Here is a 24,570-nt window from a genome sequence, read left to right on the forward strand (position 1 = left end):
TAGTTTGTATAAAGCATATTTTTTTATGTATAATGAAGTGTCTAATAACGTTACCATTTACGATGCACATTGATTTATAATAAATAGAAAATTTTAAAGATAGTTTTTTATATGGATAATCGCATCTTTTTGATATGATATTAACATGATAAGAATAGGAAAAACATTATTGAGGTGAACCTATGTTAACGACTAAAAATTTAGTGGAACGGTTTGATTTGGAATTAATTGCAGGGGAAGCGGGTTTAGAAAATCAGATTAAAAACACTGATATTTCCAGACCAGGATTAGAAATGGCAGGTTATTTCTCTCACTATGCATCAGATCGTATTCAATTATTAGGAACAACTGAATTGTCATTTTATAATCTATTGCCCGATGAGGAACGTAAAGGCAGAATGCGCAAATTGTGCCGTCCAGAAACACCAGCAATTATTATAACACGTGACTTAGAACCACCAGAGGAATTAGTAGAAGCAGCGAAAGAATTAGATACGCCGTTAATTACATCAAAAGATGCGACAACACAATTGATGAGCCGTCTAACGACTTATTTGGAGCATGAATTAGCACGTACAACATCACTACATGGCGTGCTTGTTGATGTTTATGGTGTAGGAGTTTTAATTACAGGTGATTCTGGTATTGGGAAAAGTGAAACTGCATTAGAGCTTGTGAAGCGCGGTCACCGTTTAGTAGCAGACGATAATGTTGAAATTAGAGAAATTAGTAAAGATGAATTAATAGGAAAGCCACCGAAATTAATCGAACATTTATTAGAAATCCGAGGTTTAGGTATTATTAATGTTATGACATTGTTTGGTGCAGGTGCCATTTTAACGGAAAAACGTATTCGTTTAAATATTCATTTGGAAAATTGGCATGAAGATAAATTGTATGATCGTGTTGGTTTGAATGAAGAAAAATTACAAATTTTAGATAACGAAATTACTAAAAAGACGATACCAGTTCGACCGGGCCGAAATGTCGCTGTTATTTTAGAAGTTGCAGCTATGAACTATCGTTTGAATATTATGGGGATTAATACTGCTGAAGAATTTAACGACCGTTTAAATGCAGAGATTTTACGAAATGGTAATCAGAATGAGAGGGACTCAAAAGAATGATGTTAAGCTATATAGATCCCATTGCATTTGAACTAGGGCCATTAGCTGTACGATGGTATGGTGTGATAATTGCTGTAGGCATATTACTAGGCTATTTTATTGCACAGGCAAGTGTGCAACGTGTTGGCCATGATAAAGATACACTTGTAGATATAATCTTTTGGAGTGCTATTTTTGGATTTATAGTAGCACGTTTATACTTTGTTATATTCCAATGGCCGTATTATATACAAAACCCTATAGAAATACCGATGATTTGGCATGGTGGTATTGCAATACACGGTGGATTAATAGGTGGTTTTGTTACCGGTATTATTTTATGTAAAATTAAAAATTTAAATCCTTTTCAAATTGGTGATGTTATAGCGCCAAGTATGATTTTAGGTCAAGGTATAGGTAGATGGGGAAACTTTGTAAACCATGAAGCACACGGTGGTCCAGTGTCACGTACATTTTTAGAAAATTTACATATACCGGATTTTATAATCAACAACATGTATATTGATGGTAAATATTACCATCCTACATTCTTATATGAATCTGTATGGGATATTTTAGGTTTCATAGTATTAATTGTATTACGCAAACATTTAAGAGTTGGAGATACATTCTGTCTATACCTTATCTGGTATTCAATTGGACGATTCTTTGTAGAAGGTATGAGAACGGATAGTCTGATGTTGACAGAAGGTATACGTGTAGCGCAATTGATGTCTGTTATATTAATTATTGTTGGCATTGCAATCATGATTATCAGACGTGTGAAATACGACTCACCGCGTTATCGTGAAGCGGGAGCACTAAGTTGGCCAACTAAAAAGGCGAAGTGAGATAAAACATGAGAAATGTTAAAAAAATAGCTGTATTAGGGAAAAATCCACTATGGCACATGTATCGATATGTTAAAAAAGTTAAGATCTTTAAACAAACTATAGTCATTGAACTATGTCGCTTTGTACCAAGTGTACGTTTGAAACATTTTCTTTATCGACATGTCTTGCATATGAAAGTAGGTGCTAATACTGCATTTGCTTATAAAGTGATACCGGATATTTTGTACCCAGAATACATTACAATTGGAAAAAATTGTGTTGTCGGTTACAATACTACAATTTTAACGCATGAATTTTTAGTAGATGAGTTTAGAACAGGTAAAGTAATTATCGGGAACGATACTTTAATTGGTGCGAATTGTACGATATTGCCTGGTGTGGTCATAGGTTCAAATGTTAAGGTGGGTGCTGGAGCTGTTGTAAGTAAAGACATACCTGACAATGCATTTGCCTATGGAAATCCATTGCATATTGTGAAACAATAAAAAGAACTTGCTAAAGGAGGTGAGCATGGATGGCACATAACGACAAAATTATATCAATGAAGTTAGACGCTGATTTTTATAAACGCAGAGGCGAATCAAAATTTGAACAACAGGATTATAATAAAGCGGCAACGTTTTTTAGAAAAGTGCTTGAAATGTCACCTCAAGATTTTGATGTTAAAGTCAGTTATGCCACGTGTTTAGTGAAATTAGGTCAAGGCCAAAGAGCTGAAAGACTGTTTTATGAAAGTGTTGCACAAAATGAATTTGTTGCCGAAAGTTTCTATCAATTAAGTCAGTTAAACATTGAGTTAAATGAACCAAACAAGGCTTTCTTGTTTGGTATTAATTATGTATTAGTTTCAAATGATGACGAATACCAAACGCAACTAGATGAAATGTTTGAAGTGTCGTATAGTTCAGAGCACGATATTGAACAAGAAAGTCAACTCTTTGCAATACAACTAATTTTTCAATATTTATTTTCACAAGGACGTTTACCAGAAGCGAAAGCATATATTCTACGTCAGAATGCAGTGATTCAACAACATAAAATTATTCGTAATTTATTAGCAATGTGTTATTTGTATTTAAACGAATATGATATAGCTAAGACTATGTTTGAACAATTATTATCTGAAGATGCTACAGATATGCACGCGTTGTGTCATTACACGTTGTTACTATACAACACTAAAGAAAAAGAAAAATATCAACAATATTTAAAGTTACTAGGAAAAGTAGTGCCAATGAATGAAGATGAAGCTTTTAAATTAGGCATCGTCTTAAGTTATTTGAAAGAATATCAAGCTTCGCAAAACCTCTTATTGCCTCTTTATAAAAAAGGTAAGTTTCTGTCGATTCAAATGTATAATGCTTTAAGTTTTAATCATTATTATTTAGATCAGTTAGAGGATAGTAAATTCTTTTGGTCAAAACTTCAAGAAATATCAAAAGTAGACATGGGCTATGCCCCGTGGAAAATTGAAGAAAGTAAAGATTATTTTAACAATCAAATTCTACCTTTATTGTTGAATGATGATAGTCATCATCGATTATATGGCATATTTTTACTAAATCAATTAAAGGGCAGAGAAGTATTGCTCACGGAAGAAATATGGTCGATTTTAGAAACAATGAATGATTATGAAAAATTGTATCTCACATATTTAATCCAAGGATTGAAATTAACAAAATTAGATTTTATTCACCGTGGATTGTTAAAACTATATGAAACACAACACTTGAAACAAGATGAAGAATTGTTTATTGTATGGATTGATCAAGCCGAAGCAATAATCGCAGACAATAAAGATTTAACACATGTTGAATGGTATCTTGCAGCATTTGCATATATACATTATCAACATAAAAATAAAAAATTAACGAAACAACAAGTTATGGATTGGTTCGAAGTGACACGCTATCGCTTAGATCAAACCATTCAATATCTCATGAGCATATAAGTTTAAGAAATGCAAGAAATAATATATAATGCGCATAATGAATATAAATAGGAGGCAATGAAATGACTGAACAAGTAGACTTTGATGTTGCTATAATTGGTGCAGGACCAGCTGGTATGACTGCAGCTGTATATGCATCACGTGCGAATTTAAGTACAGTAATGATAGAAAGAGGTATGCCAGGCGGTCAAATGGCAAATACAGAAGAAGTAGAAAATTTCCCAGGTTTTGAAATGGTTACGGGACCAGATTTATCTACTAAAATGTTTGAACATGCGAAAAAGTTTGGTGCTAAATACCAATATGGTGATATTAAATCAGTCGAAGACAAAGGTGACTATAAAGTTGTAGATTTAGGCAATAGCCAAATTACAGCACACGTAGTTATCATCACTACTGGTGCCGAATACAAAAAAATTGGAGTACCAGGTGAACAAGAGCTTGGAGGTCGTGGTGTCAGCTATTGTGCAGTATGTGACGGAGCATTCTTTAAAGGTAAAAAACTATTCGTTATCGGTGGCGGAGATTCAGCAGTTGAAGAAGGTACATTCTTAACTAAATTTGCTGATAGTGTTACTATCGTACACAGAAGAGATGAATTACGTGCACAAAAAATATTGCAAGATCGTGCATTCAAAAATGATAAAATTGATTTCATTTGGAGTCATACGCTAAAAACAATTAATGAAAAAGATGGCAAAGTAGGTTCAGTTACGTTAGCATCAACTGTAGATGGAACTGAACAAACATTAGATGCTGACGGTGTATTTGTTTATATCGGCATGAAGCCACTAACTGCACCTTTCCAAAATCTTGGTATTACCAATGATGTAGGATATATCTTAACAGACGAAGAAATGCAAACATCTATACCAGGTATTTACGCGGCTGGCGATGTACGAGAAAAAGGTTTACGTCAAATCGTAACTGCGACTGGTGACGGTAGTATTGCTGCACAAAATGCGCAAGCATATATTGAAGAATTAAAAGATCGAATTGAAGCGTAATTAGCAACTAAGAAATAGCTAGTGTGAGGACTTACAGTTAAAGTAACGTAAACTTGCACTAGCTTTTTTATGTTTTGCTGTCCATCATGTAGTAAAATTACTATCGTGCAATTGAAATTTGTTGTAAAATATATTACGATAGCATGATTGTGTCCAAATAACATATTAAACAATGGATGGTGTATAACAAATGCAACATAAAGAAAAGGAAATCGTAAAAAGTGAATTATTAGTGATTACTGGCTTATCCGGAGCTGGAAAGTCTTTAGTAATTCAAAGTTTAGAAGATATTGGTTATTTTTGTGTCGATAATTTACCGCCGATATTATTGCCTAAATTTGTAGAATTAATGGAACAAGGTAATCCATCACTACAAAAGGTTGCCATCGCCATTGATTTAAGAGGAAAAGAACTGTTCAAATCATTAGTGCAGGAAATGGACCAAATTAAAAGTCGTGGAGACGTTATTGTTGATTTAATGTTTTTAGAAGCTACTACGGAAAAGTTAGTATCTCGTTATAAAGAAACCCGTAGAGCGCATCCACTTAATGATAACGGTCAACGCCCACTTATGGAATCTATTGAGGAAGAACGCTATCTGCTTACTGAAATTCGCAGCTTAGCGAATTACATTATTGATACATCAAATATTAAACCTAAAGAACTTAAAAGTCGTGTGAATGATTATTTTAATAATGATAATTTTGAAACGTTTAGTATTAATGTAACGAGTTTTGGTTTTAAACACGGTATGCAAATCGATGCTGATTTAGTGTTTGATGTTCGCTTTTTACCTAATCCGTACTATGTAGAATCTTTAAGACCACTAACAGGTGAAGATGAGGCAGTTTATAAATATGTTATGAAATGGAAAGAAACAACTATTTTTTATGAGAAATTGATGGACTTATTAAAATTTATGATTCCAGGATATAAAAAAGAAGGGAAGACACAGCTTGTGATTGCTTTAGGTTGTACAGGCGGACAGCATCGCTCCGTCGCTTTAGCGAAACGTATTGGAGAATCGCTAAGAGAAAGTTTTGACTATAACGTTTATGTTCATCATAGAGATGCACATATTGAAAGTGGCGAACAAAATGGAAAAAATTAAGCTCGTACTCATCGGTGGCGGTACAGGACTTTCTGTCTTAGCACGTGGACTTAGAGATTACAATATAGATATCACAACTATTGTAACTGTGGCAGATGATGGGGGAAGCACTGGTAAAATTCGTAATGAAATGAATATTCCTGCACCCGGTGACATCCGAAATGTAATTTCAGCGTTAAGTGAAGCAGAACCTATGATTGATGCTTTATTTAAATACCGTTTCCAAGAAAATCAAATAGAAGGTCACGCACTAGGAAATTTACTTATTGCTGCCTTGACAAATATAACGGATGACTTTGGTCATGCGGTTAAAGAATTGAGTAAAATTTTAAATATTAAAGGTCAGGTTATCCCATCAACTAACGAAAGTGTGCGTTTAAATGCAGTGATGGAAGATGGCGAAATTGTCCATGGAGAGTCTAATATACCAAAGAAAAATAAGAAAATTAAACAAGTTTTTCTTGAACCTCAAGATGTAAAACCTATGGCAGAAGCAACTCAAGCATTAAAAGATGCTGATTTAATTGTATTAGGACCTGGTTCACTTTACACCAGTGTGATATCTAATTTGTGTGTTGAGGGAATTGCGCAAACATTGGTGGAAAGCGAAGCGCCAAAACTTTATGTTACTAATGTGATGACGCAAGCTGGTGAAACGAATGATTACACGGCGTATGATCATATTAAAGCTATACATGATCATGTTGGACAGGCATTTATTGATAGTACGATTTGTGGACCGCAAACATACAATAAAGAAGTATTAGAACGATATATCCAAGAGAATGCAACGCCGGTAATATGTGATTATGAAGTATTAGAGAATGAAAATATTGCAGTCTACACACATCCCGACTTAGTGCAAATTTCATCTGAGTATTATGTTAGGCATAATACTAAAGTATTGTCGAAAATGATTTATGAAATTGCCTTAGATACAACAAGAACGATTAAATTTAATCCCAAAAAAGAAGACGATGAATTGTAATATGTAATATAAGAAAAGGAATGGATAGCTATGAGCTTTGCATCAGACATGAAAAATGAATTAACAAGAATTGAAGTTGATATAGACAACGCAAAAGCAGAGCTCAGTGCTTTGATCCGAATGAATGGTGCGTTGAGTCTAGCAAATCAACAGTTTGTAATAAATGTGCAAACTGAGAATGCTACAACTGCAAGACGTATATATTCATTAATAAAAAAAGTATTCCAAGTAGAGGTTGAAATCCTTGTAAGAAAGAAAATGAAATTAAAGAAAAATAATATTTATATTTGTCGAATAAAAATGCAATCACGTAAAATATTGGCAGACTTAGGTATATTGAAAGATGGTGTCTTTACCCACGAAATAGATGAATCTATGATAGCAGATGATGAAATGCGTCGTAGTTATTTGCGAGGAGCATTTTTAGCAGGTGGTTCGGTAAATAATCCTGAAACATCATCGTATCATTTAGAAATATTTTCATTATATGAAAGCCATTCAGAAGGATTAACGAAATTAATGAATGAATATGACCTTAATGGTAAACATTTAGAACGTAAAAAAGGAAGTATCGTTTATCTGAAGGAAGCTGAAAAAATATCTGATTTTCTTAGTTTAATTGGTGGTTACCAAGCGCTACTTAAGTTTGAAGATGTTAGAATTGTGCGTGATATGAGAAATTCAGTAAATAGGCTTGTGAACTGTGAAACTGCGAACTTAAATAAAACCGTAAGTGCTGCAATGAAACAAGTTGAAAGTATTCAATTGATAGACAAGGAAGTCGGTTTAGATAATTTACCTGATCGCCTAAGAGAAATAGCTAAATTACGTGTTGAGCATCAAGATGTGTCGTTAAAAGAATTAGGTGAAATGATGTCTACTGGTGCCATTTCAAAATCTGGAGTTAACCATCGTTTAAGAAAATTAAACGAAATGGCTGATAAAATACGCAGTGGCGAACAGATTGATTAAATAATAGTGCAATAGAGAAATCTACAGAGAGAGTAATAATATGGCTAATTTACTAATGTATCTAGCTTTCGTGTTATTTTTCGTATTAATCATACTTATTGTTTTGAGTGAGATTTTTACCATGACACCCGCCGGGAAAATTTTCGTAACTATGTTAATGATAGTATTAATTATTGGCATAGTCGTTTCCTATCAAAAGGGTTCAGATATGAGGAAACATGAAATCGATCCAATAGAATATCACAAAGTTTAATAGTTTAAATATAAACAAAGATACTTCCATAAAATGAAGATATCTTTCAGACTGTCGACAAAATTTCTGACTTTGTTGGCAGTTTTTTTTATGCACGCTTTCCGCGGGCACTGCCTTAGCCTGTAGTCTTCGGCAAGTGCTCTTCCCGCAGGAGTTGGCATAAATCGTTAGCCAATATAATACTAAAATATTACTTATTCAATGATTGTTTGTCATCAAGTCAATGAGACAAACAATCAAAGCAATAAAAACATCTATTCCTTTAGTATAAAAATTAATTGTCATAGTAAAACATAAAATATATCAATTATAGGTATACATGTTAGAATTGATATTAAGTTATTATAAAAGGAATTAGTTGTATAAGGAGCGTTAACGTAGTGAAAATTTTAGCTTATTTAAGACTTATCGCGATGGTGCTCATCATTTTTTGGGTTGTACGCGGCGTCATCATGATGATAGGTGATTTTATGGGAGTTGTTGCTTATAATCAACAACTTGTCATCGTAGGTTTAGCAACAATATTATTAAGTGAGTTTTATAGAGGGCGAAAGGCTTCGACTGCATTATTTGCAGTTGGCTTTTTATTAATCATTTTTGGTTAAGTAAAATATAAGAACGAAAAAGCAGAAACAAACATGTAATCAATTATGTGTTTGTTTTTTATTTATATGTCGCAGTTATATTGTATTTATAAAAAACAGTACAATCGGTACTTTTAAATATGTCTATTTAGCGCACTTACAGCATTTGTCAGAATGAGTGCAGAGTGGTTTCTAGCTATGAATTTAGTACCTGTAGCTTATCTTTAGTGAAATATTATATGCCGTATTGAAAAGTAAAAAGAAAGTTAATTTGGTATATAACTTATAAGCTACATGCTATAATCACTTTTATAAGGTATAGTAGTTGTGTTATATAAATAATAAAATGGATTAAACTACTTTTTAAGTTAATGTTATTAATAAAAAAACTACCTAAAAAATAGGTAGAAATTAAATGTTTTGATAGCATCTCAAATGTATAAATATATAAAGTGCCCAACGACGATTAATAAAACTTCTTAAAGCTTGTGGTAGCAAGAAGTAACGTTGAACACTAACTTAGCCCCCTCGAAGGGAATCGAACCCCTATTGTAAGAACCGGAATCTTAAGTGTTATCCATTACACTACGAGGGGTAAAATAAACAATACTTTAAGTTTACAAATCTTCAAAGTAATGGTCAATACACTTTTTAAAAAGAATAAAAAACATGAGTTTATTTTTTGACCATTTTTGACTTTTAGGTTAAAATAAATTCAACAGTTATAAATAAGGAGGAAATATTATGAATTTAATTCCTACAGTAATCGAAACAACAAATCGTGGTGAACGTGCTTATGACATTTACTCACGTTTATTAAAAGACCGCATAATTATGTTAGGTTCACAAATTGATGACAATGTTGCAAACTCAATTGTTTCTCAATTATTATTCTTACAAGCACAAGATGCTGAAAAAGATATTTACTTATATATCAATTCACCTGGTGGTAGTGTAACAGCTGGTTTTGCGATTTATGATACAATTCAACATATTAAACCAGATGTACAAACAATTTGTATTGGTATGGCTGCATCAATGGGTTCATTCTTATTATCAGCTGGTGCTAAAGGTAAACGTTTTGCGTTACCTAATGCTGAAGTTATGATTCACCAACCATTAGGTGGTGCCCAAGGTCAAGCGACAGAAATAGAAATTGCTGCGAACCATATCTTAAAAACAAGAGCTAAATTAAATAAAATTTTAGCTGAACGTACAGGTCAATCAATTGAAAAAATTGAAAAAGACACAGACCGTGATAATTTCTTATCTGCTGACGAAGCAAAAGAATATGGTTTAATTGACCATGTTATGGAACCAGAAGCATAAATAATTAAAACCAGTCCTATATAGGACTGGTTTTTTAATGTTTTATTCAATGATAATTAACTATTTAAATTAACTCTTCCACAGCTAATTTTAAATTTGGATAATTAAATTCAAAACCTAAAGCTTCTAATTTTGTTGGAATTACTTTTTGAGTATCTAAAGCGATTGTTGACATTTGACCTAACATGAGACGTATTAATGGTGATGGCACCCAAGTCCAATGTGGCTTATGACTAATTCTTGCTATCGTATAACCAAAAAGATTTTGACGTTCAACAACTGGTGCGGTTAAATTGAATGGTCCGCTTGCTCGTTCGTTATTAATGAGATATAAAATCGCACGTGTTAAGTCGTTAATATGAATCCATGAATACCATTGTTGGCCGGAACCTAACTTACCACCAACATTTAAATCATATGGTAATTTCATAAGTGGGAATGCACCACCTTGATTAGATAACACCATTCCAAAACGACCAATAACGACACGTGTACCAAACGACTCAAACTGTTTAGCTATACGTTCCCATTGATATACTACTTCTGATAAAAAATCAAAAGGTAATGACTGATATAATTCAGTGTAAGTTTGGTAAGCGTCAGGGCGGTAATAACCGACGGCACTCGCATTGAAGAATATCTCTGGTTTATGAGATCTATTACTAAATAAATTTACTAATGCTTGTGTTGATTGAATTCTACTTAGCATAATCGTTCTTTTGTATGATGGCGTCCAACGTTTATTTAACGTTGCGCCAGCTAAATTGATAACAATATCAATATCAGGCACGTTATTTTCCCAATTAGATTTAGACCAATTAACATAACGGATGTTAGAGTGAGTTGCACGTTGATCATGGCGAGTGAGGATAGTTATGTGTGCATCACTTTCGACGATTGCGTTCACGAGTTGGGTACCGATCATACCAGTACCACCTGTGATTAAATAGTGTTTCATAATATCACCTCTTATGTAGTTTGACGCTAATATTTCACTATTACAAGAATCACATAATATTTTGAATGAAAATTAGGTATATTTCAAATTGCTTAATTAATAAATATTGTAAAAGCGATGATTTTTATTAAAGTCATCGTGAAATTACTTGATTGTTTTAGTATACATTATATTTTTAAAGATAAGTTAAAGATTTGTTTTATAAGATATGATATTTGTAGATTTATGTAAATTACGTCAAAATTAAAATAATACCAATTATAAAGAAAACAATAAAAATAAATAGTATAAGTGTAATGACGAATTTAACAGTTGACGATTTGTGATTATCATTTGCCTCATTTTCAAGCATCATAGTTTTTACATTATTATGTTTTTTATTTGTATGTTGTGAATCATTGAAAGGATCTATTTGTTTCAAAATAAGCACCTCGCATTTAGATTAATGAATGACATAGTGAAAAATATTTAAATTTAGTTGTGTAGTCTTTGTATTATTAATAGTACTTCAACTCGTTTGTTAATTTATTTTACTACAAAATGTTTTGAAAATAAGCCAGGAGGTAATTTTAAATTAAAGAGTTTAATAAAATCCCTGAATAGTGTAAAATATAGTTTCGTACTTCAATAATCAAATACGCATAAAATGCATAGCATAAACGCAATATAATACTGAAAAGTGAGGGGGAAGTAAATGCACATCAAAAATTAATTTTGATGATAAGCATAAAAAAATATGAGTAATTTGTCGAAAATTATAAGTGGAATAATTGTATTGTTATTACTTGGTGGCCTGATTTTTGCAATTTTTGCTTTTGTAGATCATTCTAATAAAGCTAATGAACGCTTATCTGATCAAAAACAAGAACAACAAGACAAAGATAAGAAAAAAGATAAAGATAAAGAAAAAAAGAAAAAAGATACTGAAGAGTCTACTCAAGAAACGCAACAAACACAACAAACGCAACAAACACAGCAAACTCAGCAAACACAACAAGTTCCTCAAACTACAGAAGAGACGAGACAGCCAGCGACAACAGAAGAACGTACGTCTGAGCCAAAAACAAAAGAACCAAAGACCGAAGAACCTAAGACCAAAGAGCCATCTACAGAGGAACCAAAGACAGAAGAGCCAAAGACCAAAGAGCCGTCTACTGAAGAACCAAAGACAGAGGAACCAAAGACCGAAGAACCTGAAACAGAAGAACCATCTACAGAAGAGCCGTCTACTGAAGAACCGTCTACCGAAGAACCAAAGACCGAAGAACCGAAAACTCAAGATAAACCATCAACAAATAATAGTTCCCAAAACAGCGAAGGTTCATCACAACAAAGTAATCAGTCTAGCTCATCAGAAGATGATTAATAATAAACGCCTTAAGCAATCTGCTTAGGCGTTTTTTTGAATTAAAATATCCAATTTAAAATATAACTTACTAATGATGAAATTAGGAATAAGAGAAAAATGAGTGTGAAACAGCCGCAACCAATTGGACCACAACCACAATTAAAAGTTTTAATATAACCTCTTGATTGATAGTGACCGTTTTGGTTATTAAAATAATCATCATTTCGATATCGTTGATCACCTGGTTCAATAACTTCATTTTGTTTTTCTTTGGACAAATTATGCCCCTCCACTTCACAAGAATAAAAATTTAATTATACTTAAATTATGATGGACAGTGTCTCTGTGGGTCAATTTATTTCACTGCAAATTTGTAGTTTAGTGATGATTAGATTTAAGTAATAAGGGTATTATTGATAACGTAAGACCTTATAGCAATGATGTAAGCACATTCATTTTAAAGGGGTAGTTCTTATGCTTGCAATTCTCTAGATATAGTAGTAGTATTGCAATTGTAAATGGTTATATTTTTTTGTCCCACTAGGGACGGAAAAAGTCAACCTATGGTTGTAAGATGACCCTTTATTTTGGAATTGGAGGAGGATAGTAGTGAAAGACTTGATAAATATTCAACAGAAGTTAGTGCCTGAAATTGTTGAAAAAATGTATCGTCGTTTTTCTATATTAACTACTATCGCTAAAAATCAACCTGTAGGTAGACGAAGTTTAAGTGAGTATATGGATTTAACAGAGCGGGTATTGCGTTCCGAAACAGATATGTTAAAGAAGCAAGAACTTATCAAAGTTAAACCAACAGGAATGGAAATTACAGCTGAAGGTGAACTGACAATACAACAATTAAATAGTTATTTTAATGTGTATTCAGATAGTCATCATTTAGCACAAGGCATTAAAGAGCAATATGGTATTCGCGATGTTTATGTGATACCTGGTGATACAGATAATGAGCGTTCCGTTAAAATTGAGTTAGCAAGACAAGCTGGTCAATTATTGGAAAATAGTCTGTATGAAAATTCAGTTGTATCAGTTACGGGTGGTTCCACAATGGCTTATGTCAGTGAAGCTATGCATCAACAACCATACAATGTCTTTTTTGTTCCAGCTCGAGGTGGTCTCGGTGAAAATGTTGTGTATCAGGCAAACACCATTGCTGCAAGCATGGCTCAGCAAACAAATGGTGAATATACCACACTTTATGTACCGGATAATGTAAGTGAAACAACGTATAATACATTATTAAATGAACCATCAGTAATTCATACACTTGAAAAAATTAGAGAATCAAATATTACAATTCACGGTATTGGTGATGCGCTGAAAATGGCTAAAAGACGCCAGTCTCCGCAAGAAATTGTGGATAAACTTCAACATCATAATGCCGTCGGAGAAGCATTTGGTTATTACTTCGATGATCGAGGCGATGTAGTGCATAGAGTTAAAACAATTGGACTACAGTTAGAAGACCTTGAGTCAAAAAGGTTTATTTTTGCCGTCGCTGGGGGTAAGTCAAAAGGAGAAGCAATTAAAGCTTACCTATCAATTGCCCCTGCCAACACTGTATTAATTACAGATGAAGGTGCGGCAGAAGTTATTTCAGATTATAGTAATAAAAAGTGATTTCACTTTTTAAATATCATTTTTAAAGGAGGCCATTATAATGGCAGTTAAAGTAGCAATTAATGGTTTTGGTAGAATCGGTCGTTTAGCATTTAGAAGAATTCAAAACGTTGATGGAATCGACGTTGTAGCAGTAAACGACTTAACAGATGATGAAATGTTAGCACACTTATTAAAATATGACACTATGCAAGGACGTTTCACAGGAGAAGTTGAAGTAGAAAATGACGGTTTCCGTGTAAATGGTCAAGAAGTTAAATCATTCTCAGAACCAGATCCAAATAAATTACCATGGGGCGACTTAGATATCGATGTTGTTTTAGAATGTACTGGTTTATTCGCAGACAAAGATAAAGCATCAGCTCATATCGACGCAGGTGCGAAAAAAGTATTAATCTCTGCTCCAGCATCAGGTGATTTAAAAACAATCGTATTCAACACTAACCACAATGAATTAGATGGTTCTGAAACAGTTGTATCAGGTGCTTCATGTACTACTAACTCATTAGCTCCAGTTGCTAAAGTATTAAACGATGACTTCGGTTTAGTAGAAGGTTTAATGACTACTATCCATGCTTACACTGGTGACCAAAGCACACAAGACGCTCCTCACAGAAAAGGTGACAAACGTCGTGCGCGTGCAGCTGCTGAAAACATTATTCCTAACTCAACAGGTGCTGCTAAAGCAATCGGTTTAGTTATTCCTGAAATCGATGGTAAATTAGATGGTGGCGCTCAACGTGTACCAGTAGCTACTGGTTCATTAACTGAATTAACAGTTGTATTAGACAAAGAAGTAACTGTTGAAGACGTTAATAGTGCAATGAAAAATGCTTCAAACGAATCATTTGGTTACACTGAAGACGAAATCGTTTCTTCTGACGTAATCGGTATGACTTACGGTTCATTATTCGATGCTACACAAACTCGTGTAATGACTGTTGGTAACCAACAAATGGTTAAAGTAGCAGCTTGGTATGACAATGAAATGTCTTACACTGCACAATTAGTTCGTACTTTAGAACAATTAGCATCACAAGCTAAATAATTTTAGTTTAAATATTAATTTAGCAAGCTTGTTGTGCTGTTAAATTTTAACTATAAGCTTAGGAGTAAGCGGGGAGCACAAACGCTTCTCCGCTTATTTTACTGTATTGTCCCATTAAAAGGAGGTAGTTTAAATGGCTAAAAAAATCGTTTCTGATATAGAATTAAAAGGTAAAACTGTACTTGTTCGTGCTGACTTTAATGTTCCTATGAAAGATGGAGAAATTACTGACGATAACCGTATCGTTCAAGCCTTACCGACAATTAATTACATTGTTGAACAAGGTGGTAAAATCGTCTTATTCTCACACTTAGGAAAAGTAAAAGAAGAAAGTGATAAACAAGAATTAACATTAAAACCTGTAGCCGAAGCATTATCAACAAAATTAAATAAAAACGTGGTTTTTGTTCCTGAAACACGTGGAGAACAATTAGAACAAGCTATTCAAGAATTAAATGAAGGCGATGTACTATTAGTCGAAAATACTCGTTTTGAAGATGTTGATGGTAAAAAAGAATCAAAAAATGATGCTGAATTAGGTAAATATTGGGCTTCATTAGGCGATGTTTTTGTAAATGATGCGTTTGGTACAGCACATCGTGAACATGCATCTAACGTAGGTATTGCAGCTAATTTAGAAACAGTAGCAGGTTTCTTAATGGAAAAAGAAATTAGATATATCGGTGGCGTTGTAGAAAACCCTGATAAGCCTGTAGTAGCTATCCTTGGTGGTGCGAAAGTTTCAGACAAAATAGGTGTGATTACTAACCTATTGAAAATCGCTGATAAAGTACTTATTGGTGGTGGCATGTCTTATACGTTCTTTAAAGCACAAGGTAAAGAAATTGGCTTATCATTATTAGAAGAAGATAAAGTCGATTTTGCTAAAGAATTACTTGAGCGTGCTGGTGACCAAATCGTTTTACCAGTTGATTGTAAAATCGCTAAAGAATTTTCAAATGATGCTGAGATTACGGTAGTATCAACAGATGACATTCCTGCTGATCAAGAAGCGATGGATGTTGGTCCTAAAACTGTCGACTTATTTAAAGAACAACTACAAGGTGCTCATACTGTAGTATGGAATGGACCTATGGGTGTCTTCGAATTGAGTAACTTTGCTAAAGGTACAATTGGTGTCTGTGAAGCAATCGCTGAATTAAAAGATGCAAATACTATTATTGGTGGCGGCGATTCAGCAGCTGCAGCAATTTCATTAGGCTATGCAGATGATTTCAGTCACATTTCAACAGGTGGCGGAGCATCTCTAGAGTATCTTGAAGGTAAAGAATTACCTGGCGTTGTAGCAATTGCCAATAAATAAATTCCGCACTAAGTATGACTGATAGTTATATTAAAGGATAATTATAAATCAATTAATAGGAGTGTATTGTAATGAGAAAACCAATTATTGCTGGTAACTGGAAAATGAACAAAACAGTTCAAGAAGCTAAAGATTTTATCAATGAATTACCAACATTACCAGATACTAATGAAGTTGAATCAGTAATCTGTGCACCAACAATTCAATTAGATGCTTTAGTATCATTAGTAAATGAAGGGAAAGCACAAGGATTACAAATCGGTGCGCAAAATGCATATTTTGAAGATAATGGTGCATTTACTGGCGAAACATCACCAGTAGCATTAGCAGATTTAGGTGTGAAATTTGTTGTTATTGGACATTCAGAACGTCGTGACATTTTCCACGAAACTGATGAAGAAATTAACAAAAAAGCACATGCAGTATTTAACCACGGCATGACTCCAATCATTTGTGTAGGTGAAACAGATGAAGAACGTGAAAGTGGTAAAGCAAATGAAGTTGTAGGTAATCAAGTGAAAAAAGCTATTGAAGGTTTATCAGACGAACAATTGAAACAAGTTGTAATTGCTTATGAACCAGTATGGGCAATTGGAACAGGTAAATCATCTACAGCTAAAGATGCAAATGAAATGTGTGCATTTGTAAGAACAACAATCGCTGATGCTACAAGCCAAGACGTAGCAGACGCAACTCGTATTCAATATGGTGGTAGTGTGAAACCTAACAACATTAAAGAATACATGGCTGAAACAGATATCGACGGCGCATTAGTAGGTGGAGCATCTCTTAAAGTCGACGATTTTGTACAATTGTTAGAAGGTGCTAAATAATATGGCTAAACAACCAACTGCATTAATCATTTTGGATGGTTTTGCAAATCGTGAAAGTGAACATGGAAATGCTGTCAAACTAGCTAACAAACCGAACTTTGATCGTTATTTTGACCAATATCCAACGACACAAATCGAAGCAAGTGGTTTGGATGTAGGACTTCCAGAAGGCCAAATGGGTAATTCAGAAGTTGGTCATATGAATATTGGTGCTGGACGTATTGTCTATCAAAGCTTAACTCGTATTAACAAGTCTATTGAAGACGGTGACTTTTTTGACAATGAAGTGTTAAATAATGCGATAACACACGTACAAGATAATAATTCTGCGCTACATGTCTTTGGATTATTGTCAGATGGTGGTGTGCACAGTCATTACAAACACTTATTTGCAATATTGGAATTAGCTAAAAAACAAGGTCTCGATAAAGTATATGTTCATGCATTTTTAGATGGACGTGACGTTGATCAAAAATCAGCATTAAAATTTATCGAAGACACAGAAGCTAAATTTGCAGAAATTGGTATCGGTCAATTCGCATCTATTTCAGGTCGTTATTATGCAATGGATAGAGACAAGCGTTGGGACCGTGAAGAAAAAGCATATAATGCGATTCGCAACATTGATGGACCAACATTTGCTACTGCAAAAGAAGGTGTCGAAGCAAACTATGCTAAAGACCTTACTGATGAATTCGTAGAACCATTTATTATTGCTGACCAAAACAATGGTGTGAATGATGGAGATTCAGTGATTTTCTTCAATTTCCGTCCAGACAGAGCTGCACAGCTTTCTGAAGTATTCACAAATAAAGTATTTGATGGTTTTAAAGTAGAACAAGTGAAAGACTTATACTATGCTACTTTTACAAAATACAATGATAATGTTGCGGCAGAAATTGTCTTTGAAAAAGTAGATTTAACAAATACTATCGGTGAAGTAGCACAAGATAACGGTTTAAAACAATTACGTATTGCTGAAACTGAAAAATTCCCACACGTGACTTACTTTATGAGTGGTGGACGTAATGACGAATTTGAAGGGGAACGTCGACGCTTAATCGATTCACCTAAAGTTGCAACGTATGATTTAAAACCTGAGATGAGTGCTTATGAAGTAAAAGACGCTTTAATCGAAGAGTTAAACCAAGGTGATTTAGATTTAATTCTATTGAACTTTGCGAATCCAGATATGGTTGGACATAGTGGAATGTTAGAACCTACAATCAAAGCAATTGAAGCTGTAGATGAATGTCTAGGAGAAGTCGTAGATAAAATTATCGACATGGGTGGTCATGCGATTATTACAGCAGATCATGGTAACTCAGACATGGTACTAACTGACAACGATGAACCTATGACAACACATACAACTAACCCAGTACCAGTTATTGTTACTAAAGAAGGTGTCACATTACGTGAAACAGGTCGCTTAGGTGACTTAGCACCAACATTATTAGATTTATTAAATGTTCAACAACCAGAAGATATGACTGGTGAAACGTTAATCAATCATTCTAAATAACAGTAAGAAAACAACCAAGATTTAAGAATAATAAGCTATGACTATCTTCTTAGATAAGGTAGTCATATGACTTGTTTTCATAATCACAGTTTGTTTCAATAATTAAATTATTTTATATTTACGTTGAATCAAGCTATAATGAAAGTGCAAAAATAAAAACTCTAAACTACTTAGGAAAAAGGAGATTAACAAACATGCCAATTATTACAGATGTTTATGCTCGCGAAGTCTTAGACTCACGTGGTAATCCAACAGTTGAAGTTGAAGTATTAACTGAAAGTGGTGCATTCGGACGTGCATTAGTACCTTCAGGTGCTTCTACAGGTGAACACGAAGCAGTTGAATTACGTGATGGAGATAAATCACGTTATTTAGGTAAAGGTGTTACTAAAGCTGTAGAAAATGTAAATGAAATTATTGCACCAGAAATCGTTGAAGGTGAATTCTCAGCTTTAGATCAAGTATCTATTGATAAAATGATGATTCAATTAGACGGTACTGAAAACAAAGGTAAATTAGGAGCAAACGCTATTTTAGGTGTATCTATCGCTGTAGCGCGTGCAGCTGCTGATTTATTAGGACAACCACTTTATAAATATTTAGGTGGATTTAACGGTACAGAATTACCAGTTCCAATGATGAATATCGTAAATGGTGGTTCTCACTCAGACGCACCAATCGCATTCCAAGAATTTATGATTTTACCAGTAGGCGCTGCTACATTTAAAGAATCATTACGTTGGGGCGCAGAAATCTTCCACAACTTGAAATCAATCCTTAAAAACCGTGGTTTAGAAACTGCAGTAGGTGACGAAGGTGGCTTTGCACCTAAATTCGAAGGTACTGAAGATGCAGTAGAAACTATTTTAGAAGCAATTAAAGCAGTAGGCTTAGAGCCAGGTAAAGATGTATTCTTAGGCTTTGACTGTGCTTCATCAGAATTCTTTGAAGATGGCGTATATAATTATGCTAAATTCGAAGGTGAAAACGGTTCGAAACTTACTGCTGAACAGCAAGTTGATTACTTAGAAGAATTAGTTAATAAATATCCAATCATTACTATTGAAGACGGTATGGATGAAAACGATTGGGACGGCTGGAAAGTTCTAACTGATCGTATTGGTGACCGTGTACAATTAGTAGGTGACGATTTATTCGTTACAAATACTGTTAAATTAGAAGAAGGTATCGAAAAAGGAATTGGTAACTCAATCCTTATCAAAGTTAACCAAATCGGTACATTGACTGAAACATTTGAAGCTATTGAAATGGCTCAAAAAGCTGGATACACAGCTGTAGTTTCTCACCGCTCTGGTGAAACAGAAGATACAACAATTTCTGATATTGCAGTTGCTACAAATGCAGGTCAAATCAAAACTGGTTCATTATCAAGAACAGACCGTATTGCGAAATACAACCAATTATTACGTATCGAAGATGAATTATTCGAAACAGCTAAGTTCAAAGGACTTAAAGCATTCTATAATTTATCTAAATAATATAGCTTAAATTAAATGAGTTCACGCTGATAAACACGTAGGTCAATCGACTTACGTGTTTATTTTTGCATCAATATGGAAAGTTTCTATCAGAATAATTCATCTTTAACTTTGAAACTGATATAATAAAGTATGGAAATATCTTAAGGAGTACTTGGAAATGGATGAAAATCAAAAGTCTAGAGTAACAAAGACAGCACACTTTATCGCATATAGTTCGCTAATATTGGCAATACTTTCTGCTATTCACAATTTCATAGTTTTAGATGATAGTGTAGTGCGACAATTGTTGACAAATAGTGGGCAAAAAGCGACTGACAATGCAATTGGTACTATCCGTAATAGTTTTCAATACACAGGTGTTATGTATGTATTAGCATATTTAGCAGGTATTATAGCTATTTGGAATCGTCACACGTATTTATGGTGGTTTATGTTTGCGGCATTCACGACTAATGTTTTATATAATTTGATTAATGTTTCTGTAGTCTTACAAGCTATCAGTGATGCTAAGTCAGTATTAAGTACTTTACCACTGATTATTGTGTTAGTTGCTTCTACGCTTATCGCAATATATATGTTAGTAGTATCAATCAAACGAAAAAGTACGTTTAATCGATAGGTATTTGATAAAATAGACGAACGTGTGATATAATGCGTTTTGTATATAATGAATGGAGGACAATGTTTATGCACTCGTTAATAATAGTTCTATTAATTATAGATTGTATTGCATTAGTAACTGTTGTATTACTCCAAGAAGGAAAAAGTAATGGACTTTCTGGCGCAATTAGTGGTGGTGCAGAGCAGTTATTTGGTAAACAAAAGCAACGCGGTGTCGATTTATTCTTGCATAGATTAACAATTGTATTGTCTATCATTTTCTTCTTGTTAATGTTAGGCATAACATATTTGGGTATATAAGGTCCGACAATGTTAAAGTCGGGCTTTTTTATTTATAATAGTACTTGAGAAGCTAAACAGCTCATCATGATGATAAAACATAAAGTGCCAAGGTGGCAAAACTATGTGACATGACAGTGAAAGGATTGAACAAAATGCAAATTAAACTTCCAGAACCTTTCTTATTTGAAGAAAGTAATCGTGCTGTTTTATTATTACATGGCTTTACTGGTAACTCTGCAGATGTTAGACAGATGGGGCGTTTCTTACAAAAACAAGGTTATACTTGTTATGCACCTCAATATGAAGGACATGCAGCTCCCCCAGAAGAAATTTTAAAGTCCAGCCCACATGTTTGGTATAAGGATGCCTTGGATGCATACGATTATTTAGTCGATAAAGGCTATGATGAAATTGCGGTAGCAGGTATATCACTAGGTGGGTGTTATGCATTAAAAATAAGCTTAAATCGAGATGTAAAGGGTATTGTAACCATGTGTTCGCCTATGTACATTAAGACTGAAGGTTCTATGTTTGAAGGTGTATTAGATTATGCACGTACCTTTAAAAAGTATGAAGGTAAAGATGCTTCAACGATAGAAGCTGAAATGTCCGCTTTCAAACCAACTGAGACATTGAAAGAATTACAAGGACAAATTCAAGATGTACGCGATCATGTTGATGAAGTGATGGATCCAATCTTTGTAGCACAAGGCGAATTGGATCAAATGATTAATACTGATTCAGCTAATATTATATACAATGAAAGCGAATCGGATGATAAAACAATAAAATGGTATGCCAACTCTGGTCATGTCATTACTATTGATAAAGAAAAAGAACAACTTTTTGAAGATGTTCTCAAGTTTTTAGAATCGTTAGATTGGTCTGAATAATTATTTTAAAATTAAAATATAGAAAGGAGGGGCATGATGAATTTAAAGCAATCTATTGAAACAATCATTAAACAACCTGACTATGAACCAATGTCAGTGTCAGATTTCCAAGATGCATTAGGTTTAAGCAGTGCCGACTCATTTAGAGATTTAATAAAGGTGCTAGTTGAACTAGAACAAACTGGTTTAATAGAAAGAACTAAAACAGATAGATACCAAAGAAAAGTAGCTTCGAAACAAAAAACGAAGGCATTATTAAAAGGTAAGCTAAGCCAAAATAAAAAAGGATTTGCCTTTCTACGCCCAGAAGATAGTGAAATGGATGATATCTTTATTCCACCTACTAAGATTAACAGAGCGATGGATGGTGACACGGTCCTTGTAGAAGTACAAAACTCACGTGGTGAACATAAAGGGAAAACTGAAGGTGAAGTAAAATCTATAGAAACACATTCAGTTACACAAGTAGTAGGTACTTACAGTGAAGCACGTCACTTCGGCTTTGTGCTACCAGATGATAAACGTATTATGCAAGATATCTTTATTCCTAAAGGTCAAAATTTAGGTGCTATTGATGGTCATAAGGTGTTAGTACAAATTACTAAATACGCCGATGACAATTCTAATCCAGAAGGTCATGTTTCTGCTATTTTAGGACACAAGAATGATCCAGGTGTAGATATTTTATCTATTATTTATCAACATGGTATAGAAATTGAATTTCCTGATAAAGTGTTAGAAGAGGCAGAAGCAGTACCAGATGAAATTAAACCGTCAGAAATTACTGGTAGACGTGATTTACGAGATGAACTCACTATAACGATTGACGGTGCAGATGCCAAAGACTTAGATGATGCGATTAGTGTGCAGCAATTATCTAATGGTAATACTCAATTAACGGTTAGTATTGCGGATGTTAGTTACTATGTCACTGAAAATTCCGCATTAGATAAAGAAGCATATGATCGTGCTACAAGTGTCTATTTAGTAGATAGAGTAATACCGATGATTCCACATCGTTTAAGTAATGGTATTTGTTCATTGAATCCAGATGTAGACCGCTTAACATTAAGCTGTCGTATGGAAATAGATGCGCATGGTGATATCGTTAATCATGAAATCTTCGACAGTGTTATTCATTCTGATTATCGTATGACATATGATGCAGTAAATGAAATTATCACAGATAAAAATGAAGCTACACGAAGTAAATATAGTGAAGTAACACCAATGCTAGATTTGGCTCAAGATTTGTCACAACGTTTTATCCAAATGCGTAAACGTCGTGGTGAAATTGATTTTGATATAAATGAAGCTAAAGTGTTAGTTAATGAGGAAGGTCTACCTACCGATATTCAAGTGCGTAATCGTGGAGAAGGTGAACGCTTAATTGAATCATTTATGTTAGCTGCTAACGAAACTGTAGCAGAACATTTTGATAAGTTAGATGTACCATTTATTTATCGTGTACATGAGCAACCAAAATCAGATAGATTACGCCAATTCTTCGATTTTATTACGAATTTCGGCTTGATGATTAAAGGTACAGGAGAAGACATCCATCCTTCAACATTACAAAAAATTCAACAAGAAGTAGATGGTTTACCAGAACAAATGGTTATCTCTACCATGATGTTAAGATCAATGCAACAAGCACATTATGATGACACCAATTTAGGTCATTTTGGTTTGTCAGCAGAATATTATACACATTTCACGTCACCTATACGTCGTTATCCAGATTTAACTGTACACCGTCTCATTCGTAAGTATTTAATCGATAATGCAATGGACGAAAAAGAGTTAAGAAAATGGGAAGATAGCTTACCAGAAATTGCAGAACATACATCTCAAAGAGAACGTCGTGCGATTGAAGCCGAACGTGACACAGATGAACTGAAGAAAGCAGAATTTATGGTACAGCATATTGGTGATGAATTTGAAGGTATTATTAGTTCTGTTGCTAATTTTGGTATGTTTATTGAATTACCAAATACCATTGAAGGAATGGTACACGTTGCCAACTTAACAGATGACTATTATCATTTTGATGAACGCCAAATGGCGATGATTGGTGAACGTCAAGCTAAAGTTTTCCGCATAGGTGATGCAGTGAAAATTAAAGTTATCCATGTCGATGTGGACGAACGTATGATTGATTTCCAAATCGTAGGTATGCCATTGCCCAAAAATGAACGTAGTCAAAGACCAGCACGTGGAAAAACGATTCAAGCCAAAACACGTGGTAAGTCGTTAGATAAGTCAAAAGATGACCGTCAGCAAGGTAAAGGTAATAAAAAGAAAAAATCACGTAAAGGTAAAAACCAGCGTAATCGTGATAGCCAAAAAAGTGGTAACACTAAACACAAACCGTTTTACAAAGATAAAAAAGTCAAAAACAAAGCACGTAAAAAGAAAAAATAAATCAGCGAAGAGGTGAAAC

The 24,570-nt window shown here is 33.9% G+C and carries 24 protein-coding genes and 1 tRNA gene; 21 read left to right on the forward strand and 4 right to left on the reverse strand.

The window, feature by feature from the left end; genetic code table 11:
* Positions 1-182 precede the first annotated feature (182 nt).
* From hprK to CD036_RS04635, 9 genes are all read left to right on the forward strand, one after another.
* Complete coding sequence (gene hprK / locus CD036_RS04590; protein ID WP_021459130.1) at positions 183-1,127, forward strand: HPr(Ser) kinase/phosphatase; 945 nt, start codon at positions 183-185, stop codon at positions 1,125-1,127.
* A complete protein-coding gene (lgt, locus tag CD036_RS04595) occupies positions 1,124-1,957 on the forward strand; it encodes a prolipoprotein diacylglyceryl transferase (RefSeq protein ID WP_002509830.1) in 834 nt (277 codons plus the stop codon). Before hprK ends, lgt begins: the two co-directional genes overlap by 4 nt.
* Positions 1,958-1,965: 8 nt before the next feature.
* The gene (locus CD036_RS04600) at positions 1,966-2,445 is read left to right on the forward strand and encodes an acyltransferase (protein WP_002509829.1); all 480 of its coding nucleotides are present in this window, start codon (positions 1,966-1,968) and stop codon (positions 2,443-2,445) included.
* Between the two features lie 29 nt (positions 2,446-2,474).
* Positions 2,475-3,911, forward strand: a complete 1,437-nt coding sequence (locus CD036_RS04605; RefSeq protein WP_021459129.1) for a tetratricopeptide repeat protein — start codon at positions 2,475-2,477, stop codon at positions 3,909-3,911.
* A gap of 62 nt (positions 3,912-3,973) precedes the next feature.
* On the forward strand, positions 3,974-4,918 hold the full coding sequence (gene trxB, locus CD036_RS04610) for a thioredoxin-disulfide reductase (RefSeq protein WP_002509827.1): 945 nt from the start codon (positions 3,974-3,976) through the stop codon (positions 4,916-4,918).
* 190 nt (positions 4,919-5,108) lie between these two features.
* On the forward strand, positions 5,109-6,029 hold the full coding sequence (gene rapZ, locus CD036_RS04615) for an RNase adapter RapZ (protein WP_002509826.1): 921 nt from the start codon (positions 5,109-5,111) through the stop codon (positions 6,027-6,029).
* Positions 6,016-7,017: a gluconeogenesis factor YvcK family protein gene (locus tag CD036_RS04620; protein ID WP_002509825.1), complete on the forward strand. Its 1,002-nt coding sequence runs from the start codon at positions 6,016-6,018 to the stop codon at positions 7,015-7,017. The genes rapZ and CD036_RS04620 overlap by 14 nt, the downstream gene beginning before the upstream one ends.
* Before the next feature lie 30 nt (positions 7,018-7,047).
* A complete protein-coding gene (gene whiA / locus CD036_RS04625; protein ID WP_002509824.1) occupies positions 7,048-7,989 on the forward strand; it encodes a DNA-binding protein WhiA in 942 nt (313 codons plus the stop codon).
* A gap of 633 nt (positions 7,990-8,622) precedes the next feature.
* Positions 8,623-8,847 carry a hypothetical protein gene (locus CD036_RS04635; protein ID WP_002509822.1) on the forward strand — a complete coding sequence of 75 codons (225 nt, stop codon included), beginning with the start codon at positions 8,623-8,625 and terminating at the stop codon, positions 8,845-8,847.
* Positions 8,848-9,349: 502 nt separating this feature from the next.
* On the opposite strand, the gene CD036_RS04640 is transcribed toward CD036_RS04635, so the two are convergent.
* Positions 9,350-9,421 (reverse strand) — tRNA-Arg (locus CD036_RS04640).
* A 149-nt stretch (positions 9,422-9,570) separates the two neighbouring features.
* On the opposite strand from CD036_RS04640, the gene clpP reads away from it, so the two are divergent.
* Positions 9,571-10,155, forward strand: a complete 585-nt coding sequence (gene clpP, locus CD036_RS04645; protein WP_002509821.1) for an ATP-dependent Clp endopeptidase proteolytic subunit ClpP — start codon at positions 9,571-9,573, stop codon at positions 10,153-10,155.
* A 64-nt stretch (positions 10,156-10,219) separates the two neighbouring features.
* On the opposite strand, the gene CD036_RS04650 is transcribed toward clpP, so the two are convergent.
* Both CD036_RS04650 and CD036_RS04655 read right to left on the reverse strand, forming a co-directional pair.
* Positions 10,220-11,113, reverse strand: a complete 894-nt coding sequence (locus CD036_RS04650) for a TIGR01777 family oxidoreductase (RefSeq protein WP_002509820.1) — start codon at positions 11,111-11,113, stop codon at positions 10,220-10,222.
* Positions 11,114-11,345: 232 nt separating this feature from the next.
* A complete protein-coding gene (locus CD036_RS04655) occupies positions 11,346-11,534 on the reverse strand; it encodes a hypothetical protein (protein ID WP_002510692.1) in 189 nt (62 codons plus the stop codon).
* 315 nt (positions 11,535-11,849) lie between these two features.
* Here CD036_RS04655 and CD036_RS04660 point away from each other — a divergent pair, with 315 nt between their 5' ends.
* Positions 11,850-12,479: a DUF4887 domain-containing protein gene (locus CD036_RS04660; protein ID WP_031266603.1), complete on the forward strand. Its 630-nt coding sequence runs from the start codon at positions 11,850-11,852 to the stop codon at positions 12,477-12,479.
* Positions 12,480-12,520: 41 nt separating this feature from the next.
* Here CD036_RS04660 and CD036_RS04665 read toward each other — a convergent pair whose 3' ends face one another.
* On the reverse strand, positions 12,521-12,739 hold the full coding sequence (locus tag CD036_RS04665) for a hypothetical protein (RefSeq protein WP_002510535.1): 219 nt from the start codon (positions 12,737-12,739) through the stop codon (positions 12,521-12,523).
* A 331-nt stretch (positions 12,740-13,070) separates the two neighbouring features.
* Here CD036_RS04665 and CD036_RS04670 point away from each other — a divergent pair, with 331 nt between their 5' ends.
* From CD036_RS04670 to rnr, 10 genes are all read left to right on the forward strand, one after another.
* On the forward strand, positions 13,071-14,099 hold the full coding sequence (locus CD036_RS04670) for a sugar-binding transcriptional regulator (RefSeq protein WP_002510534.1): 1,029 nt from the start codon (positions 13,071-13,073) through the stop codon (positions 14,097-14,099).
* A gap of 40 nt (positions 14,100-14,139) precedes the next feature.
* Positions 14,140-15,147 carry a type I glyceraldehyde-3-phosphate dehydrogenase gene (gap, locus tag CD036_RS04675; RefSeq protein WP_002510533.1) on the forward strand — a complete coding sequence of 336 codons (1,008 nt, stop codon included), beginning with the start codon at positions 14,140-14,142 and terminating at the stop codon, positions 15,145-15,147.
* A gap of 133 nt (positions 15,148-15,280) precedes the next feature.
* On the forward strand, positions 15,281-16,471 hold the full coding sequence (locus CD036_RS04680) for a phosphoglycerate kinase (protein WP_002510532.1): 1,191 nt from the start codon (positions 15,281-15,283) through the stop codon (positions 16,469-16,471).
* Between the two features lie 71 nt (positions 16,472-16,542).
* Complete coding sequence (gene tpiA / locus CD036_RS04685; protein ID WP_002510531.1) at positions 16,543-17,304, forward strand: triose-phosphate isomerase; 762 nt, start codon at positions 16,543-16,545, stop codon at positions 17,302-17,304.
* A 1-nt stretch (position 17,305) separates the two neighbouring features.
* Entirely contained in the window at positions 17,306-18,829 is a 1,524-nt protein-coding gene (gene gpmI / locus CD036_RS04690; protein WP_002510530.1) for a 2,3-bisphosphoglycerate-independent phosphoglycerate mutase, read from the forward strand.
* Between the two features lie 194 nt (positions 18,830-19,023).
* Positions 19,024-20,328: a surface-displayed alpha-enolase gene (gene eno, locus CD036_RS04695; protein WP_002510529.1), complete on the forward strand. Its 1,305-nt coding sequence runs from the start codon at positions 19,024-19,026 to the stop codon at positions 20,326-20,328.
* 160 nt (positions 20,329-20,488) lie between these two features.
* Positions 20,489-20,950 (forward strand): hypothetical protein, encoded by a 462-nt coding sequence (locus CD036_RS04700; protein ID WP_002510528.1) that lies wholly within the window; start codon positions 20,489-20,491, stop codon positions 20,948-20,950.
* Positions 20,951-21,018: 68 nt separating this feature from the next.
* Positions 21,019-21,252 carry a preprotein translocase subunit SecG gene (secG, locus tag CD036_RS04705; protein WP_002510527.1) on the forward strand — a complete coding sequence of 78 codons (234 nt, stop codon included), beginning with the start codon at positions 21,019-21,021 and terminating at the stop codon, positions 21,250-21,252.
* A gap of 134 nt (positions 21,253-21,386) precedes the next feature.
* Positions 21,387-22,127 (forward strand): alpha/beta hydrolase, encoded by a 741-nt coding sequence (locus CD036_RS04710; protein ID WP_031266601.1) that lies wholly within the window; start codon positions 21,387-21,389, stop codon positions 22,125-22,127.
* Between the two features lie 36 nt (positions 22,128-22,163).
* The gene (rnr, locus tag CD036_RS04715) at positions 22,164-24,551 is read left to right on the forward strand and encodes a ribonuclease R (protein WP_103388075.1); all 2,388 of its coding nucleotides are present in this window, start codon (positions 22,164-22,166) and stop codon (positions 24,549-24,551) included.
* Positions 24,552-24,570: the final 19 nt, after the last annotated feature.

Source organism: Staphylococcus arlettae, from assembly GCF_002902345.1.
GTDB classification, from domain to species: domain Bacteria; phylum Bacillota; class Bacilli; order Staphylococcales; family Staphylococcaceae; genus Staphylococcus; species Staphylococcus arlettae.

Excerpts from the sequence above, each read along its gene's own strand:
- hprK (WP_021459130.1), top strand. The coding sequence starts at position 183 with ATGTTAACGACTAAAAATTTAGTGGAACGGTTTGATTTGGAATTAATT.
- eno (WP_002510529.1), top strand. The coding sequence starts at position 19,024 with ATGCCAATTATTACAGATGTTTATGCTCGCGAAGTCTTAGACTCACGT.
- rapZ (WP_002509826.1), top strand. The coding sequence starts at position 5,109 with ATGCAACATAAAGAAAAGGAAATCGTAAAAAGTGAATTATTAGTGATT.
- CD036_RS04680 (WP_002510532.1), top strand. The coding sequence starts at position 15,281 with ATGGCTAAAAAAATCGTTTCTGATATAGAATTAAAAGGTAAAACTGTA.
- gpmI (WP_002510530.1), top strand. The coding sequence starts at position 17,306 with ATGGCTAAACAACCAACTGCATTAATCATTTTGGATGGTTTTGCAAAT.
- CD036_RS04660 (WP_031266603.1), top strand. The coding sequence starts at position 11,850 with ATGAGTAATTTGTCGAAAATTATAAGTGGAATAATTGTATTGTTATTA.
- CD036_RS04700 (WP_002510528.1), top strand. The coding sequence starts at position 20,489 with ATGGATGAAAATCAAAAGTCTAGAGTAACAAAGACAGCACACTTTATC.
- rnr (WP_103388075.1), top strand. The coding sequence starts at position 22,164 with ATGAATTTAAAGCAATCTATTGAAACAATCATTAAACAACCTGACTAT.
- secG (WP_002510527.1), top strand. The coding sequence starts at position 21,019 with ATGCACTCGTTAATAATAGTTCTATTAATTATAGATTGTATTGCATTA.
- CD036_RS04710 (WP_031266601.1), top strand. The coding sequence starts at position 21,387 with ATGCAAATTAAACTTCCAGAACCTTTCTTATTTGAAGAAAGTAATCGT.
- gap (WP_002510533.1), top strand. The coding sequence starts at position 14,140 with ATGGCAGTTAAAGTAGCAATTAATGGTTTTGGTAGAATCGGTCGTTTA.
- CD036_RS04600 (WP_002509829.1), top strand. The coding sequence starts at position 1,966 with ATGAGAAATGTTAAAAAAATAGCTGTATTAGGGAAAAATCCACTATGG.
- tpiA (WP_002510531.1), top strand. The coding sequence starts at position 16,543 with ATGAGAAAACCAATTATTGCTGGTAACTGGAAAATGAACAAAACAGTT.
- CD036_RS04620 (WP_002509825.1), top strand. The coding sequence starts at position 6,016 with ATGGAAAAAATTAAGCTCGTACTCATCGGTGGCGGTACAGGACTTTCT.
- clpP (WP_002509821.1), top strand. The coding sequence starts at position 9,571 with ATGAATTTAATTCCTACAGTAATCGAAACAACAAATCGTGGTGAACGT.
- whiA (WP_002509824.1), top strand. The coding sequence starts at position 7,048 with ATGAGCTTTGCATCAGACATGAAAAATGAATTAACAAGAATTGAAGTT.
- CD036_RS04650 (WP_002509820.1), bottom strand. The coding sequence starts at position 11,113 with ATGAAACACTATTTAATCACAGGTGGTACTGGTATGATCGGTACCCAA.
- lgt (WP_002509830.1), top strand. The coding sequence starts at position 1,124 with ATGATGTTAAGCTATATAGATCCCATTGCATTTGAACTAGGGCCATTA.
- trxB (WP_002509827.1), top strand. The coding sequence starts at position 3,974 with ATGACTGAACAAGTAGACTTTGATGTTGCTATAATTGGTGCAGGACCA.
- CD036_RS04605 (WP_021459129.1), top strand. The coding sequence starts at position 2,475 with ATGGCACATAACGACAAAATTATATCAATGAAGTTAGACGCTGATTTT.